Origin of the sequence: Micromonospora sp. MP36 (assembly GCF_008119785.1) — a bacterium.
Classification (GTDB): Bacteria; Actinomycetota; Actinomycetes; order Mycobacteriales; family Micromonosporaceae; genus Micromonospora.
Genome location: NZ_VSFA01000041.1, coordinates 16,530 through 30,888 on the forward strand (window position 1 = coordinate 16,530; position 14,359 = coordinate 30,888).

The following is a 14,359-nucleotide window of genomic DNA, read 5'->3' on the forward strand; positions in this document are numbered from 1 at the left end:
CCGGCGGTGTGAGATCCATCGCCCGTGGGAAGGCCCGGTGATCCTGAGGTGTTGTCCGGCACGTGCCGGAGACGGATGTGGTGGTTGTCGGGGCCGGACAGGCGGGCCTGTCCAGCGCGTTTCACCTGCGCTCTTCCGGGCTTGACTTCGCCGTCCTGGACGCGAACCCGGCGCCCGGCGGGGCCTGGCAGCACCGGTGGCCGACGCTGCGCATGGCGACCGTGCACGGGATCTTCGACCTGCCTGGCATGCATTTCACGCCGCCGTCGCCGGACGAACCAGCCGCCGACGCGGTGGCGGCCTATTTCGCCGCCTATGAGAGGGAATTCGGCATCGACGTGCGGCGTCCGGTTGCCGTCACGGCCGTCCGGAACGACCGCGACGGACGACTCCTCGTCGAATCCGACAACGGCACCTGGACCACCCGGGCGCTGATCAACGCCACTGGAACGTGGACCCGGCCGTTCGTGCCGTACTACCCCGGACAGGAGACGTTCCGCGGGCGGCAGCTGCACACCGCCCACTACCGGGGGCCGGCGGAATTCGCCGGGAAGCGGGTGGTTGTCGTCGGGGGCGGAACGTCGGCCGTGCAGCTCCTGGTCGAGATCGCCGACGTCGCGGCGGCAACGACCTGGGTCACCCGCCGGCCGCCGGTCTTCCGGGACGGGCCGTTCACGCCGGAGCACGGACGCGAGGTGGTCGCCAAGGTGGCGGCCCGGGTACGGGCCGGCCTGCCGCCGGGAAGCATCGCCAGCGCGACCGAGCTGTCGTGGACCCCGCAGCTGCTCGCAGCCCGGGAACGCGGCCTCCTGCTGCGCCGGCCGATGTTCGACCGGATCGTCCCCGACGGTGTCCGGTGGCGCGACGGCACGACACAGGACGTGGACGTCATCCTCTGGTGCACCGGCTTCCGGCCGGCGCTCGACCACCTCGCGCCGCTGCGGCTGCGGGGGCCCCGCGGCGGCATCGTCGTGGACGGCACCCGGGTGGTCGCCGACCCCCGGATCCACCTGGTCGGCTACGGGCCGTCCGCGAGCACCGTCGGCGCGAACCGCGCCGGGCGGGCAGCGGTCCGCGAGCTGCGCGCGCTCCTGGCGGCGCCCGCCCCGGCATGACGCACGCCCGCCGCGTCGCCGGCACGGCTGCCCAACCTCACTCGAGCAGAGCGAGGAAGCGGCGCAGGGCCGGGTTCGTGCTGTCGCGCGGCCAGGCCAGGGCGACGTCCACGGTGGGCATCGGGGCGGTGAACCGGCGCAGCCGTACCTCGCGCAGCCGCAGCGCGCGGGCACGGCCGGCCGGGACGGCCGCGACCACGTCTCCCTGCGCCACCGCCCGCAGCAGCTGCTCGTCGTCCGGCTCCTGCCGGACCAGGTTGAAGCCGCCGTGCGGCCAGACCTGGGCGATCGTGCGATCGAACATGCCCGGGCCGTTCTCGCGCGGCCACATCACGGCCGGCAGGTCGACCACCTCGGCCCGGCTGATCCGACGGCGGCCCGCGGCGAGGGGGTGGCCCGCCGGCAGGGCCAGCAGCAGTTCCTCGGTGTCGACGATCCGGCAGGCCAGCGCCGGCTCGTCGACCGGCGGGCGGACGAACGCCGCGTCGAGCCGGCCGGCGAGCAGGCCGGCCACGTTCGGCGCCGTCCAGGCCGTCTCCGGCACCACCTCGACGTCCGGGTGGGCGGCCCGGAACCGGGCCACCAGCGCGTCGACCCGGCCGCCACGCGCCGACCGGGTGTACGCCAGCCGGAGCCGGTAGCCCCGCCCGCGTACCAGGTCCCGGATGCGGGCGGTCCCCGCGTCCACCTCGGCGAGCAGCCGGGCGGCCTCGCCGGCGACCCGCGCCCCCACCTCGGTCAGCGTGCAGCCCCGGCTGGTGCGCTGCACGAGCGGCACGCCGAGTTGGCGTTCCAGGGCGCGGATCTGCTGGCTGAGCGCAGGCTGTGCGATGTGCAGCCGGGCGGCGGCCCGGGTGAAGTGCAGTTCCTCGGCGAGCACCGCGAAGTAACGCAGCCGCCGCAGATCCGACCAGGCGTCCAGGGTCGGCGGGGCGGACATGGGCCAATCATAAGCGCCGCTTATCGCCGGCTGCCCGATTCGTCTTGGACGGCGGTCCGTCGGGACGGTGAGGATCCGAAACCAACGGCACCAGCGAGGGGAGCGGACGATGACGGCAGCGACAGACGTGGTGGTGGTCGGGGGCGGGGTCATCGGGATGACGGTGGCGGTCACCCTCCAGCAGCGGGGGGCGCGAGTGACCGTGCTCGCCGCCGACGAGCCGGCGGACACGGTGTCCACGGTGGCCGCCGCGGTGTGGTATCCGAGCCACACCGACCAGGACCCGCGAGTGCTGCGCTGGGCGCGGGAGACGTACACGGAGCTGGGCCGCCAGGCGGCGGACGGCGTGCCGGGGGTGGTCGACCGGCCGACCCGGATGCTGCTGCGCCACCCGTACGCCGGACCGCCGTGGTGGGCGGAGGTGTGCGAGGACCTGGCGGCCGACGCGGCGCGGCCGCCGTACACGGCGCTGCTGCGGTTCACCGCGCCGACGGTGGAGATGACTCCGTACCTGACCTGGCTGCGGCAGCGGCTGGAGGCCGGCGGCGGGCGGGTGCTGCGCCGCCGGGTGCGAAGGCTCGCCGACGCGTTCGAGACCGCGCCGACGGTCGTCAACGCGACGGGGCTGGCCGCCGGCCAGCTCGCCGCCGACCCGGCCGTGCACCCGGTGCGCGGGCATCTGGTGCTGGTGGCGAACCCGGGCCTGACCGCCTCGGTGCGCGACGAGGACGACCCGGCCGGGCTCACGTACGTGCACCCGCGCCGGCACGACGTGGTGCTCGGCGGCACGTACCAGCCGGGGGTGGGGCACACCGCGCCCGATCCGGCCACCGCGGCCGCGATCCGGCGGCGTTGCGTTGCGTTGGTGCCGGCGCTGGCCGACGCGCCGGTGCTCGGCGAGCGGATCGGGCTGCGCCCGGGCCGGCACGGCGGCCCTCGGGTCGAGGTGGACCCGGACCCGGCCGGCCCATCCGGGAGCCGGCTCGTGCACGCGTACGGCCACGGCGGGGCGGGAGTCACCCTGTCCTGGGGGTGCGCCGCCGAGGGGGCGGACCTCGCCCTGGGTGGCTGACCGGGCCTGCCCGCAACCGCGGGGTCGGCGGCCGGCCCACCGCAGCGGAGAGTCACGAGTACATGAGGTGCAGCGTCATCCCGGCGTCGGCGTGCGCCAGGTTGTGGCAGTGGTTGGCCCACATTCCGGGGTTGTCGGCCCGGAACGCCACCACCCAGACGTCGCCGGGGCGTACGTCGAAGGAGTCGAGCCACAAGGGGCTCCCGGTCGCCGGCTCTCCGTTGCGGGACAGCACCAGGACGTGATGGCCGTGCAGATGCCACGGGTGCACCACCAGCGATCGGTTCACGATCGTGAACCTGACGATGTCGCCGGGGCGTACGACCTGGGGCGGGATGTCCGGGTCGGCCGCGCCGTTGACGGTGTGGGCGTATCGCGGAAGCAGTCCGTGCAGGTCGAGGCCGCGGTCGAGGACGAGGGTGAACTCCCGGTCGAATCGGGACCACGGCGCCGGGGAAGCGGCGCCGTAGGTGAGCGGATCCAGCACTGGCCACGCGCCGGTCGCCGTCGCCACCGGTCCGGTCGAGTAGACCGCCCGTCCGTCGACGAACAGCGCCACCGGTGTGGCGGGCGCGGTGAACACCAGGTCGTAGCGTCCCCCGGCCGGGATCAGCACGGCGGTGTCCACGAGCGAGGTCGGGCCCTGCAGGTCGGATCCGTCGATCGCGGCGACCTGGAACGGGGCTCCGGCCAGGGCGTACCGGTGCGTCGTGCTGTCGGTGTTGACCAGCCGCAGCCGCACGGGCGTCCCCGCCTCGACCGGCTCCGTTCTCGGTGCGGGCAGTGGAAGGCCGGAAAGGGTGTGCACCGGCACCGTGACGTCGACGCCGGTCACCGGCGCCGGGCGCACCACCAGCACACCGTAGAGCCCCTTCCGCACGCCGACGTCGGACACCGCATGCGTGTGGTACCAGTACGTCCCGGCCTGGTCGGCGCGGAACCGGTAGACGAACTCCTGGCCGGGCAGCACCGCCGCCTGCGTCACGCCGGGCACCCCGTCCTGGCTGTTCGGCACGTCGTACCCGTGCCAGTGCAGCGTGACGCCGCGCGCGATGTCCCGGTTGCGCAGCGTCACCTCCAGGACGTCGCCGACAGTGGCGGTCAGTTCCGGCCCGGGGACCTGCCCGTTGAACGCCCACGCCGCGACGTCACGGCCGCTCACGCTCACCGTGGCGGTCCCGGCCGTCAGGGTGAACCGCCTGGTCGGTTCGCCGACGGTCCGCGCCTCCCGATATTCATGATCATGCGGTACGGCGGGAGCAGCGGCCGGGGTGGCGGCCAGCCCGGTGCCGGTCACCAGCGCCGCGACCGCCACCACGAGGGCCGCCCGGGACACCGCCCGGGACGGGCGCGCGTTCAGGGCCCGCCACGAGACCGCGGTCGCCGTGACGACCCCGGCGACCGCGAGCAGTCCCGCGCCCGCCGACGCCGGATAGCCGTGCAGGACCGTCACGAGCAGGGCGGCGCTGTTGGCGTACCCGGCGAAGAGAAGCGGGACCGCGACGGACCGGGGGTCGCCCGGGGTCCGCAGCAGCCGCGGCCCGGCGACAAGCACCGCCGCGAGCGACAGTGGGGCGGCGATGAGGACCTTCTCCGCCGCGAACCACCAGCCGGCGCGGGCGAGGGCGGTGATCGTGATCGCGCGGACGACCGTGGCGAGCAACGCGACGGCGGCCAGTCCCCGCGCGAGCGGACGGCGCCGGGCGGCCGAGGCGGCGCCGCCGCCCAGCCACCCGGCGGCCGCGAGGACCGCGATCACCAGGTCGGCCGCGAGCAGCGAGCCGACGGTCATGCCGGCTCGCCTTCCCGGACGGTCACCGGGGTGGTGTCGGCCGGCACCGGGTGGGCCAGCTTTCGCGCCGCCTGGTGAACGCTGACCACGACGTGCACCGCGATGATTCCGTTGAGCGCGTGCAGCCCGGCGATGGTCAGGCCGAACGGGGTGCTGGCGCCCGCGGCGTCGGTGGACGCGTTCGCGAGCATCGCGATGAGCCCCTGCACGACGACGAGGCCGAGCGGCAGGATCGCCAGTCCGATGAGCCGGCCCGGTGCCTTGGCCAGCACGGCGAACAGGGTGGTGAGCAGGGTGAGAGCGGGGATGACCGCCATCCCGGTGACGCTGTGCAGGGCGTACGCGCCGTCGCCTGCGGGTCTGGTGAACGCGCCGACGGCGGCGAAGACGAACTGCAGGACGAACGCGACCAGCAGCACAGTGGTGACGATGACGAGGGCCTTGCGCATGGTGACCTCCTAGAGATGAGCCGGGGACAGGGCCTGGGCGACGTGATCGGTGGCCGTGATCGCGCCGTACGCGACCAGCCGCACGAGGTCGGCGTCGTCCGGATGGGACAGCCGCCACAGGGCGACGTCGCCGGCGCGGATCGCGCTGGGCGCGAACGCCGCCAGCAGCGCGATCCGCGTCCCGACCCGGTCCGCGCCGGGCAGGTCCCGGATCAGATCGGCGGCCCACTGCGCGGGCTGGGCCGGGTGCCGCCCGTCCTCCCAGCACACGGTGGCCGTGACGATCCGGTGCGCCACGTCGCCCAGGAGGTCTGCGCCCTGCATGGCGGCCGTCCTCAACGACGCGTACGCGACGCCGACCGGGCTGTCCCCGGCCCACGCCGGCGGCGCCGTCGGGCCGGCGTCGAGGAGTGGCAGGCTGCGGCCGGGCTCCTTTGGCTCCCGGGCCGTCCTGGCGTAGAGCCGGCCCCCGACGGACCGCACCACCGGGGAGCGCTGCAGGCCGCCGGGCAGCAGATCCGGATCGAGCAGCGCCGAGACGATCCGGTTGATGAAGTGGAAGGCGAGCAGGGTGCCGGTGACCTCGGGCCGGTACGGGCTGGTCCACTCAGCGGCTCCGGGGCTGCGGCTGGCCTCGGCCCAGCGGACGAGCTCGGCGTGCCTCGGCTCCGGTGGGGTCCCGCCCCGGGCGACGACCTCGGCCAGCTCGTGCTCGCCTAGTGCGTGCAGCAGCATCACGTGGGCGTCGACGCAGAACCGGCAGCGGTTGGCCCGGGACACCGCCGCCGCGACGAGCTCGCGGTCGACCCGGGACGTGTCCCCGGCGAGCAGGGCCTCGCGCATCAGCGCCCAGGTCGCGGCCAGCACCTGCGGCACGGCCGAGAGCGCCTGGAAGGTGGGCGCCGGCCCGAGGAACTCGTCCCGCAGCTGCCGGTAGACCTCCGCGGTGAGACCGGTCGCCGCCGACGCCTTCGCGGGAGTGAAGAAGCGGTATGTCATGGCTCGATGCTCGCCGCGGCGGGCCGGGAAAACGTCGTGCCGCCGCAGGCACTCGCCCGGCCACCGATACCGCGTCCGCAGTACGCCTCAACTACCGCAGGCGCGGGACGCTCCCCGATGGCGGCCGTTCTACAGTTCGCTCATGCGCCGCGATCTGCCGTACGCCCTCAGCGGCCTCGCCCTCGGCGTCCTCCTGCTCGGCAACGCCGCGCTCGCGCCGGACGCTGGAACGGTGCGGGCGATCGACGTGGCCCTGGTCCTGGTCATGGCGGTGGCCGTGGCGGCGTGCCGGCGGTACCCGGTGGTGGCGTTGGGCGTGGTGACCGCCGCCATGCTGGCCGTCCACGTCCGGGTGCACCCCGGGGTGTCCGCCGCGTTCCCCGTCCTCGGCGTGGTCTACGTCGCCGCGTGGCGGGGGCGCCGATCGGTCGCCGCCCTGGCCAGCCTCGTCTTCCTCGGTGCCTTCCTGGCCCGCGACATCTCGGTCGCGCCCGCCGGCCGGCCCGGCCAGCTGATCGCCGAACGGACCGCCCTGCTGCTGGGCTGGTTCGTGGCGGCCAACGTCGCCGGGCTCGTCGCCGGGCAGCGCCGGGCTTACCTGGCACAGGTCGAGCAGCGGGCGATCGACGCCGAACGCACCCGCGAGGAGATGGCGTTGCGCCGCGCCGGGGAGGAGCGCCTGCGCATCGCCCGGGATCTGCACGACTCGCTGACCCACAGCATCTCGGTGATCAAGGTGCAGGCGGGGATCGCCGTGCACCTGGCCCGCAAGCACGGCGAGGAACCGTCGGCCGCGCTGCTGGCGATCCAGGAGGCCAGCGGCGCCGCGATGCGGGAACTGCGGGCCACGCTGGACGTCCTGCGCTCACCCTCCGACGGGGACCGGGTCGGGCTGGCCCGGGTGGGCGAGCTCGCCGAGCGGACCCGGGCGGCCGGCGTACCGGTGCACGTGACCGTCACCGGTCAGCCCCGGGACCTGCCCGCCGAGGTCGACCAGGCCGGGTATCGCGTCGTCCAGGAGGCCCTGACCAACGTCGCCCGCCACGCCGGCCCCGCCACCGCCCAGATCCACGTCGCGTACGCCCCGGCACAGCTGACCGTCTCGGTGACCGACGACGGCCGGGCGTCGCCGGTCCGGCCGGTGATCCCGGGTGTGGGCCTGCGCGGCATGCGGGAACGGGTCACCGGACTGGGTGGCGCGCTGCACGCCGACGCCCGCGACGGCGGCGGGTTCGCGGTACGGGCCACGTTCCCGCTGGACGGTCCGGCATGAGCGAGCGCTTGCCCGAGGTCCCACCAGCGCAGTCCGCCGCGATCCGGGTCCTGCTCGCCGACGACCAGGCCCTGATGCGGGCCGGCTTCCGGGCGTTGCTCGACGCCGAGGACGACCTGGCGGTCGTCGGCGAAGCCGCCGACGGCGCTGCGGCCGTGCAGCTGTCGCGACGCCTGCGACCGGACGTCGTGCTGATGGACGTGCAGATGCCGGGACTCGACGGCATCGAAGCCACCCGGCGCATCGCCGCCGATCCCGACCTCGCCGCGGTCCGCGTCCTCATCCTCACCAACTACGGGCTCGACTCGCACGTCTTCGCCGCACTCCGCGCGGGCGCCAGCGGGTTCCTCCTCAAGGACGCCGACCCCGCCGACCTGCTGCAGGCCGTCGCCGTCGTGGCTCGCGGTGACGCGCTGCTCTCCCCGGCGGTCACCCGTACGCTCATCAGCGAGTTCGTCGCTGGCCCCCCGCCGGCCGACCCGGCGGCCGGCCGCGGCGTGCTGACCGCCCGCGAACAGGAGGTCGTCGAGCTCGTCGCCCGGGGGCTGAGCAACGACGAGATCGCCGAGAGCATGGTGATCAGCCCGTTGACCGCCAAGACACACGTCAACCGTGCGATGACCAAGCTGCACTGCCGCGACCGTGCCCAGCTGGTCGTGTGGGCGTACGAGTCGGGGCTGATCACGCCGCGCCGCCGGTGACACCACCTCGCCATGCGCGGCCGACAACGCCGCCACTGCCGGCGCGAACCCGCCGCAGGCAGGACACCCGACGGAGGCCATGCGCCGCCGTGAATGCCCACTGCAGGGGCGCTCAGCCCGCGAAGGTGTGATCGGGGAACCCGGGCACCTCCGGTCGGATCCGGAACAGTGCCCCCGCCGGGGAGCGGTCCTCGGCCGGCAGGCCCTGACGGGAGGTCGTGATGTAGAGGTCGGCGTGGTCCGGGCCGCCGAACGCGCATGCGGTGGGGCGCCGGACCGGCAGCTCCACGACGGCGGTGAGACGCCCGTCCGGCGCGTATCGGTGGACGGCGGCCCCGTTCCACAGCGCGACCCAGACGCCGCCCTCGACGTCGACGCACAGTCCGTCCGGCGTGCCCGCGTCGGGCGGCACCGCTACCCCTGGCCGTCGGTCCTGCAACTCGCCGGTGCTCAGGTCAAAGGCGAAGGTGTCGATCCGGTGGGTGGCCGAGTCGACGTACCAGGCGGTTCGGCCGTCCCGGGTCCAGGCCAACCCGTTGGAGACGGTGAGCCCGGTGAGCACCGTCTCGACCGCGCCGCCGGGGCTGAGCCGGTGCAGCGCGGCCCGGCCCGGCGCGGCGTCGTAGGCCATGGAGCCGCAGTAGAAGCGCCCGAGCGGGTCGCACCCGCCGTCGTTCATTCGGACCGACGGATCCGACCAGATCTCGGGCAGCAGCTCCACCGAGTCGCCCCTGAGCAGCGCGAAGCCCCGCTCGACGGCTGCGACCAGTCCACCGCCGGAGCGCGGGCGCACGGCCGCGACCACCGGAGCGACGTGCCGGCGGGTGATCGCCCCGGTGACCGGGTCCAGCGCCAGGATGTCGCCGACCAGCATGTCGACCCAGAGCACCTGCTGGTCTTCGGGGCACCACACCGGCCCTTCCCCGTGTCCGGCGATCGGCGGGGTGACCTGCTCCGCGAGCATCGAACCTCCTTCGGGTCGAGCGTGTGGTGGCCTGCTCGCCCCACCACATCGCACACCATCCGTGCTGCGGCCGGTCAGCCGGTGGTCGCCCTGGTCGACACCCGGACGCGCCTCACAGGTAGTCGGCCGGCCAGTGGAAGGCCCCGGGCGCCTCGGTGATCGCGGCCAGGTGGTCGGGCGCCGCGTGGATCGGCCGGACCATGCCGGTGGCGTCGGTCTCCGCCACCGGGTCGGTCAGGAGGCTCGGCAGCGCTGCCTCGATCGCCGGGTCGGCGGGCAGCCGGGCCGCACAGTGCCGTACACCGCGGTCGGCGGCGGTGCGAGCCACGGCGCTGAACAGGGCGCGTAGGGCGTCCGGCCGGTCCGGCCAGGTGGCGACCTCGAGCACCCGGACGTGTCCCGGATCCCACTGCGCGACCAGGTAGCCCGCTGTCCGGCCGTCGTGCCGGGCAACCAGCACCTGGGCGGGCGGGGCGTACCACACCGGGACCCGCAGCCCCCAGTCGGCGGCGTCCCGGACCGTGCTGAGCGGCCGGTGGGCGTTGAACGCCGCGTGCACCGGGGCGAGCTCCGCCCAGTCCACCTCGGATTCCGGCTGGACGGTCCAGCCCCGCGGCGGCGGGGTGGCTGCCGCCGGTCGACCGCTCGGGTAGTGGAGGGTGAACGGGCGGTAGCCGCTGGACAGGTAGACGCCGGGTGTGCCGGTGAACAGCAACGACCAGGCGCAGCCGTCCGCGGCCATCGCCGTGCCGGCCAGGTCGAGCAGGCGGCGGATGTGACCCCGGCCCCGCGCCCGGACCCGGGTGGCCACGTTGGCGACGCCGCCGACCAGGTCGACGCCGCCGGCGGCGTTACGTACCCGGCGGGGCAGGTAGTAGACGGCGGCGACGACCGCCCCGGCCTCCACCGCCACGAAGGTGCGCGGGAAGCGGCCGGGGTCGCGGGCGTAGAGCTCGGTCACGTGCGCGTCGGGGAACGCCTCGTGCCACGTGGCGTAGAGCGACGGTACGTCCGCCGGCGTGGCCGGCCGGTACTCGACCGGGGCGGTCACGCCGGCGCGAGCAGGTTGCGCTGCCGGCCGAGCCCGTCGATCTCCACCTCCATCACGTCGCCGGCCGCCAGGTAGGGGAACCGGCCGGACAGCGCCACGCCCTGCGGGGTGCCGGTGTTGAGGACGTCACCCGGGTCCAGCACGGTGAACTGGGACAGGTGCCAGATCAGGTACGCCACGTCGAAGATCATGTCGGCGGTGCGGGAGTCCTGCCGCGGCTCGCCATTGACCCACGAGCGCAGCCGGAGCGCCTGCGGGTCGCCCGCCTCGTCCGGCGTGACCAGCCACGGGCCGAGGGGGTTGAAGGTCTCGCACGACTTGCCCTTGGACCACTGGCCGCCGGGGTCGGCGAACTGGTAGTCCCGTTCGGACACGTCGTTGGTGACCGCGTACCCCGCCACATGGGCGAGGGCCTCAGCGGGGGAGTCGAGGTAGCGGGCCCGCTTCCCGATCACCACGGCCAGCTCGACCTCCCAGTCGGTCTTCGTCGAACCGCGCGGGATCAGCACCTGGTCGTACGGGCCGACCACGGTGTTCGGCGACTTGTGGAACAGGATCGGCCGCTCGGGCGGGGCGACCCCGGACTCGGCGGCGTGCGCGCTGTAGTTCTGCCCGATGCACAGCACCGCGCCGGGCCGGGCGATCGGGGCGCCGATCCGCTCTCCGGTCACGTCGAGTTCGGGCAGCGGCCCGGCGGCCCGGACCCGTTCGACGGGATCCGCGGCGAGGAACGCCGCGTCGATGTCGGCGGTGACTCCGCTCAGGTCGAAGTAGCTGGTGCCGTCGAACAGCACCGGCCGTTCGGCACCGACCGGGCCGATCCGCATGAACTTCATGGTGTCCTCTCCAGGGGTGGGTGGGGCCCGTCGGTGGGCCCCGAGTCGATTACGGACGAGGGTTGGCGGCGTCAGCCCGTCCGGGTGAGCAGCTCCGGGGTCACCGCGTGCGCGAGGGGCCGACCGGCCACGTACCGGGCGATCTCGTCGACGACGATCTCGCCCTGCCGCCGGCGGCCCTGCACGGTGCCGGCGGCCTGGTGCGGGGTGAGCAGCACGTTGGGCAGCGCCCGCAGCGGGTGGCCGGTGGGTAGCGGCTCCTCGTCGTAGACGTCCAGCGCGGCGTCGATCCGGCCGCCGGACAGCTCCGCGACCAGCGCCGCCTCGTCGACCAGCCAGGACCGGGCGGTGTTGACCAGCCCGGCGCCGTCGGGTAGCAGCGCCAGCTCGCGGGCGCCGAGCAGGTGCCGGGTTTCCGGCAGGGTCGGCGCGTGCAGCGCGACGATGCGGCTGCCGGCGAGCAGCTCGTCCAGGCTGACCAGCCGGGCGCCGAGCGCGGCGGCGTCCGCGGCGGCGAGGGTCGGGTCGTACACGCTGACCTCCGCGCCCAGGGCGCGGACCAGCTCCAGGTACGCCCGCCCGGTGCGGGACGCGCCGACGACGCCGACCGGGCAGCCGAGGATCTCGTGCCGAGGTGGCGCCTGTTCCGCCTGGCGCCAGCTCGTGCCGGTGTGGAGCGCGTGGTCGAAGCGGGGCGTCTGGTGCAGCAGGGCCAGGGTGAACGCGAGGGCGACCTCGGCCACCGACCGGGCCATGCCCTGCCCCGCCTGGGTGACCGTGATGCCACGGGCGAACAGCTCGGGGGTCACGAACGGTTTGACCGAGGCGCCGGTGTGCGCGACCAGCCGGAGCGCCGGGGCGCGGTCCAGCAGGGCCGCGTCGAGGCGAGGGACACCCCAGGAGGTCACCAGCACCTCGGCCCGGGCCAGCAGCGGTGCCAGGCCGTCACGGGTGAGTGCCGCGTGATCGTCGATCAGCGTGGCGTCGGTGAGCGTGGTCAGCCGGTCGCCGATTCGGTCCGGAAAGAACTGGGCGCGCAGCGCGGCGGATACGGACACCACGGTGACCGGACGGTACCCGCCGGGGAGCGTGGTCATCGGCGGACCGGGTTCGCCGGCCCCGGGTGGCGGCTCACCGGAGCCAGTCATCGCGATGCTCCGCGACGAAGTCGTCGTCGGTCAGCCACGGGTAGGCGGTGGTCACCCGGGTCAGCTCCTCGGCCTGGCCGGGCGACAGCCCTTCGGCCGGGTCGAGGCACCACACCCCGTCGAGCAGCCCCTGCCGGCGCAGCACCTCGTGCACCCCGGCGATGCAGCCGTGAAACCCGTTCGCGGCGTCGAACACCGCGGCGTTCGCGTCCGTGACCGCCTCTGCCCGGTCGGTCAGCTCCGCCAGCGCCGCCGGATCGCCGGCCCGGGCCGCCCGGGCCCGGTCGAACAGCGCCACCGCCGCGCGGGTCCACACCGCCCACTGGCCGAGCAGCCCGCCGACGAAGCGGCGGCCGGTGAACTCGCCGAGCAGGTCGCCGAGGATGTGGTCGTCGTTGCCGGTGTACAGCGCCACCTCGGCGGCCCGGTCGGCGGCGGCGATGCCGCGCACCGCCTCGAGAGTGCGGTACCGGTCGAACGGGGCGAGCTTCACCGCGACCACCGATGGCAGGTCGGCGAACGCCCGCCAGAACGCGGTCGACAGGCGTGGGCCTCCGATGGCCGGCTGGAGGTAGAAGCCGATCACCGGCAGCACCTCGCCGACCGCCCGCGCCCGGTCCAGCAGGTACGCCTCGTCGGCGCCGGGCACGACGGGGGACAGCAGCACGGCGTGGTAGCCCAGCGAGGCGGCCAGTTCGGCCTCGGCGACGGCCTGGGCGGTGTCGCCGCAGGCCCCGGCGACCTTCACCACCGGTCGGCGGGCCTCGGCGTCGACGGTCTCCGCAGCCAGGGCGAGCACCGGCCGCAGCAGGCCCGCCTCGCGGATGGCGAACTGGGTGGTGTGCACGCCGACGGCGAGCCCGCCGGCCCCGGCGGCCAGGTAGTAGCGGGTCAGCGCCCGCTGCCGCCGCTCGTCGAGGCGCCGGTCGGCGGACAGCGCGAGCGGGTGCGCGGGGATGACGGTCCCGTCGCGTAGCAGGTCCAGGGACATCTCAGAACCTCCCGTCGCGGACGGCGAACCTGGTGGGCTTGCCGGCGGTGGGCAGGCCGGCGGCCAGCCAGTCGGCCTGCCAGTCGATCAGCGTGCCCAGTGGCACGTCCGGGTAGCCGAACAGCGCGTGGCAGCGGGTCGCGTCGTTGAGCAGTGCCGTCGGCGCCTCGGTGCCGGCGTACGTGACGGGCTTGCCGAGGCGTTCGCCGATCCGGGCGGCGATCCGGCGCACCGGGGCGGTCTCCGGGCCGGTCAGGTTCAGGGTGAACACGCCGGCGCAGGCGTGCCCCAGCGAGCGCAGCGCCACCTCGTTGGCGTATCCCTGCCAGACCACGTTGACGTGGCCGGTGGTGACGTCGACCGGCTCGCCGGCCAGCACCGCCTGACCGATGTCGGCGAGCACCCCGTAGCGCAGGTCGACCGCGTAGTTGAGCCGGAGCACCGCGACCGGGGTGCCTCGGGTGGCGGCGGCGTGCGCGAAGACCTGTTCCCGGCCGAGGCAGCTCATCGCGTAGTCGCCGACCGGGCCGGGCGGGTCGGTCTCCACGCAGCCGCCGGAGGCCACCGGCACCATCGGGTACACGTTGCCGGTGGAGAACACGGCGGTCCGAGCGGCCGGGTAGCGGCGGGCCACCGCGGCGGGCAGCACCGCGTTGACCATCCAGGCCAGGTACGGGGCGCTGGAGGTGCCGAACTTCGCGCCCACCATGAACACCACGTCGGCGGCGTCGGGCAGCCCGGCCAGGTCGCCGTCGCCGAGCAGGTCGAACGGCACCGGTTCCACCCCGTCGGCGGCCAGCGCGTCGGCCGCCGACCGGTCCGACCAGCGCGACACGGCGTACACCCGGTCACCGGAGCGGCCGGCGGCGTCGAGCCCCCGGCGGGCCAGCCGGCACAGCGACGGGCCCATCTTGCCTCCGGCGCCGAGTACCACCAGGTCGCCGGAGCCGTCGGCCAGGTCGCCGACGAGCGCCGCGGACGGCCGGGCGAGGCGATCCGCCAACTCGGACTCACTGTTGAACACTGAA

At 74.9% G+C, this 14,359-nt stretch carries 14 protein-coding genes; 4 read left to right on the plus strand and 10 right to left on the minus strand.

The annotated features are described in order from the left end of the window. Nucleotides 1-62 precede the first annotated feature (62 nt). Entirely contained in the window at nt 63-1,115 is a 1,053-nt protein-coding gene (locus FXF52_RS23825) for an FAD-dependent oxidoreductase (RefSeq protein WP_148800265.1), read from the plus strand. Nucleotides 1,116-1,152: 37 nt separating this feature from the next. On the opposite strand, the gene FXF52_RS23830 is transcribed toward FXF52_RS23825, so the two are convergent. After that, on the minus strand, nt 1,153-2,055 hold the full coding sequence (locus FXF52_RS23830) for a LysR family transcriptional regulator (protein ID WP_148800267.1): 903 nt from the start codon (nt 2,053-2,055) through the stop codon (nt 1,153-1,155). 109 nt (nt 2,056-2,164) lie between these two features. Between FXF52_RS23830 and FXF52_RS23835 the strand changes: the two genes are divergently transcribed. Next, a complete protein-coding gene (locus FXF52_RS23835) occupies nt 2,165-3,127 on the plus strand; it encodes an FAD-dependent oxidoreductase (RefSeq protein ID WP_148800269.1) in 963 nt (320 codons plus the stop codon). Between the two features lie 52 nt (nt 3,128-3,179). Here FXF52_RS23835 and FXF52_RS23840 read toward each other — a convergent pair whose 3' ends face one another. From FXF52_RS23840 to FXF52_RS23850, 3 genes are read right to left on the minus strand one after another with little or no spacing between them, the layout of a single operon-like run. After that, a complete protein-coding gene (locus FXF52_RS23840) occupies nt 3,180-4,919 on the minus strand; it encodes a multicopper oxidase family protein (RefSeq protein ID WP_148800271.1) in 1,740 nt (579 codons plus the stop codon). Beyond that, nucleotides 4,916-5,368 carry a DUF6220 domain-containing protein gene (locus tag FXF52_RS23845; RefSeq protein ID WP_148800273.1) on the minus strand — a complete coding sequence of 151 codons (453 nt, stop codon included), beginning with the start codon at nt 5,366-5,368 and terminating at the stop codon, nt 4,916-4,918. Before FXF52_RS23845 ends, FXF52_RS23840 begins: the two co-directional genes overlap by 4 nt. Before the next feature lie 9 nt (nt 5,369-5,377). Next, on the minus strand, nt 5,378-6,367 hold the full coding sequence (locus tag FXF52_RS23850; protein WP_148800275.1) for a carboxymuconolactone decarboxylase family protein: 990 nt from the start codon (nt 6,365-6,367) through the stop codon (nt 5,378-5,380). 142 nt (nt 6,368-6,509) lie between these two features. Here FXF52_RS23850 and FXF52_RS23855 point away from each other — a divergent pair, with 142 nt between their 5' ends. Next, nucleotides 6,510-7,640 (plus strand): sensor histidine kinase, encoded by a 1,131-nt coding sequence (locus tag FXF52_RS23855; protein ID WP_148800277.1) that lies wholly within the window; start codon nt 6,510-6,512, stop codon nt 7,638-7,640. Further along, nucleotides 7,637-8,341, plus strand: coding sequence for a response regulator transcription factor (locus FXF52_RS23860; RefSeq protein WP_148800279.1), 705 nt, complete (start codon nt 7,637-7,639; stop codon nt 8,339-8,341). The genes FXF52_RS23855 and FXF52_RS23860 overlap by 4 nt, the downstream gene beginning before the upstream one ends. 112 nt (nt 8,342-8,453) lie before the next feature. Here the strand turns inward: FXF52_RS23860 and FXF52_RS23865 are convergent, their stop codons facing one another. The 6 genes from FXF52_RS23865 to FXF52_RS23890 all read right to left on the minus strand — a co-directional run bounded on the left by FXF52_RS23865 (nt 8,454) and on the right by FXF52_RS23890 (nt 14,355). Continuing rightward, nucleotides 8,454-9,305: an SMP-30/gluconolactonase/LRE family protein gene (locus FXF52_RS23865; RefSeq protein ID WP_148800281.1), complete on the minus strand. Its 852-nt coding sequence runs from the start codon at nt 9,303-9,305 to the stop codon at nt 8,454-8,456. 112 nt (nt 9,306-9,417) lie between these two features. After that, nucleotides 9,418-10,356, minus strand: a complete 939-nt coding sequence (locus FXF52_RS23870; protein WP_148800283.1) for a GNAT family N-acetyltransferase — start codon at nt 10,354-10,356, stop codon at nt 9,418-9,420. After that, complete coding sequence (locus FXF52_RS23875) at nt 10,353-11,192, minus strand: fumarylacetoacetate hydrolase family protein (protein WP_148800285.1); 840 nt, start codon at nt 11,190-11,192, stop codon at nt 10,353-10,355. The genes FXF52_RS23870 and FXF52_RS23875 overlap by 4 nt, the downstream gene beginning before the upstream one ends. A 71-nt stretch (nt 11,193-11,263) precedes the next feature. Next, a complete protein-coding gene (locus tag FXF52_RS23880) occupies nt 11,264-12,289 on the minus strand; it encodes a hydroxyacid dehydrogenase (RefSeq protein ID WP_222870628.1) in 1,026 nt (341 codons plus the stop codon). Between the two features lie 34 nt (nt 12,290-12,323). Then, nucleotides 12,324-13,331, minus strand: a complete 1,008-nt coding sequence (locus FXF52_RS23885; protein ID WP_148800290.1) for a dihydrodipicolinate synthase family protein — start codon at nt 13,329-13,331, stop codon at nt 12,324-12,326. 1 nt (nt 13,332) lies between these two features. After that, nucleotides 13,333-14,355 (minus strand): NAD(P)-dependent oxidoreductase, encoded by a 1,023-nt coding sequence (locus FXF52_RS23890; RefSeq protein ID WP_222870629.1) that lies wholly within the window; start codon nt 14,353-14,355, stop codon nt 13,333-13,335. Nucleotides 14,356-14,359: the final 4 nt, after the last annotated feature.

What these genes read in the sequence shown, in the direction of transcription:
- FXF52_RS23830 (WP_148800267.1), bottom strand. Translation starts at nt 2,055, where the DNA reads ATGTCCGCCCCGCCGACCCTGGACGCCTGGTCGGATCTGCGGCGGCTG.
- FXF52_RS23835 (WP_148800269.1), top strand. Translation starts at nt 2,165, where the DNA reads ATGACGGCAGCGACAGACGTGGTGGTGGTCGGGGGCGGGGTCATCGGG.
- FXF52_RS23840 (WP_148800271.1), bottom strand. Translation starts at nt 4,919, where the DNA reads ATGACCGTCGGCTCGCTGCTCGCGGCCGACCTGGTGATCGCGGTCCTC.
- FXF52_RS23845 (WP_148800273.1), bottom strand. Translation starts at nt 5,368, where the DNA reads ATGCGCAAGGCCCTCGTCATCGTCACCACTGTGCTGCTGGTCGCGTTC.
- FXF52_RS23850 (WP_148800275.1), bottom strand. Translation starts at nt 6,367, where the DNA reads ATGACATACCGCTTCTTCACTCCCGCGAAGGCGTCGGCGGCGACCGGT.
- FXF52_RS23855 (WP_148800277.1), top strand. Translation starts at nt 6,510, where the DNA reads ATGCGCCGCGATCTGCCGTACGCCCTCAGCGGCCTCGCCCTCGGCGTC.
- FXF52_RS23860 (WP_148800279.1), top strand. Translation starts at nt 7,637, where the DNA reads ATGAGCGAGCGCTTGCCCGAGGTCCCACCAGCGCAGTCCGCCGCGATC.
- FXF52_RS23865 (WP_148800281.1), bottom strand. Translation starts at nt 9,305, where the DNA reads ATGCTCGCGGAGCAGGTCACCCCGCCGATCGCCGGACACGGGGAAGGG.
- FXF52_RS23875 (WP_148800285.1), bottom strand. Translation starts at nt 11,192, where the DNA reads ATGAAGTTCATGCGGATCGGCCCGGTCGGTGCCGAACGGCCGGTGCTG.
- FXF52_RS23880 (WP_222870628.1), bottom strand. Translation starts at nt 12,289, where the DNA reads ATGACCACGCTCCCCGGCGGGTACCGTCCGGTCACCGTGGTGTCCGTA.
- FXF52_RS23885 (WP_148800290.1), bottom strand. Translation starts at nt 13,331, where the DNA reads ATGTCCCTGGACCTGCTACGCGACGGGACCGTCATCCCCGCGCACCCG.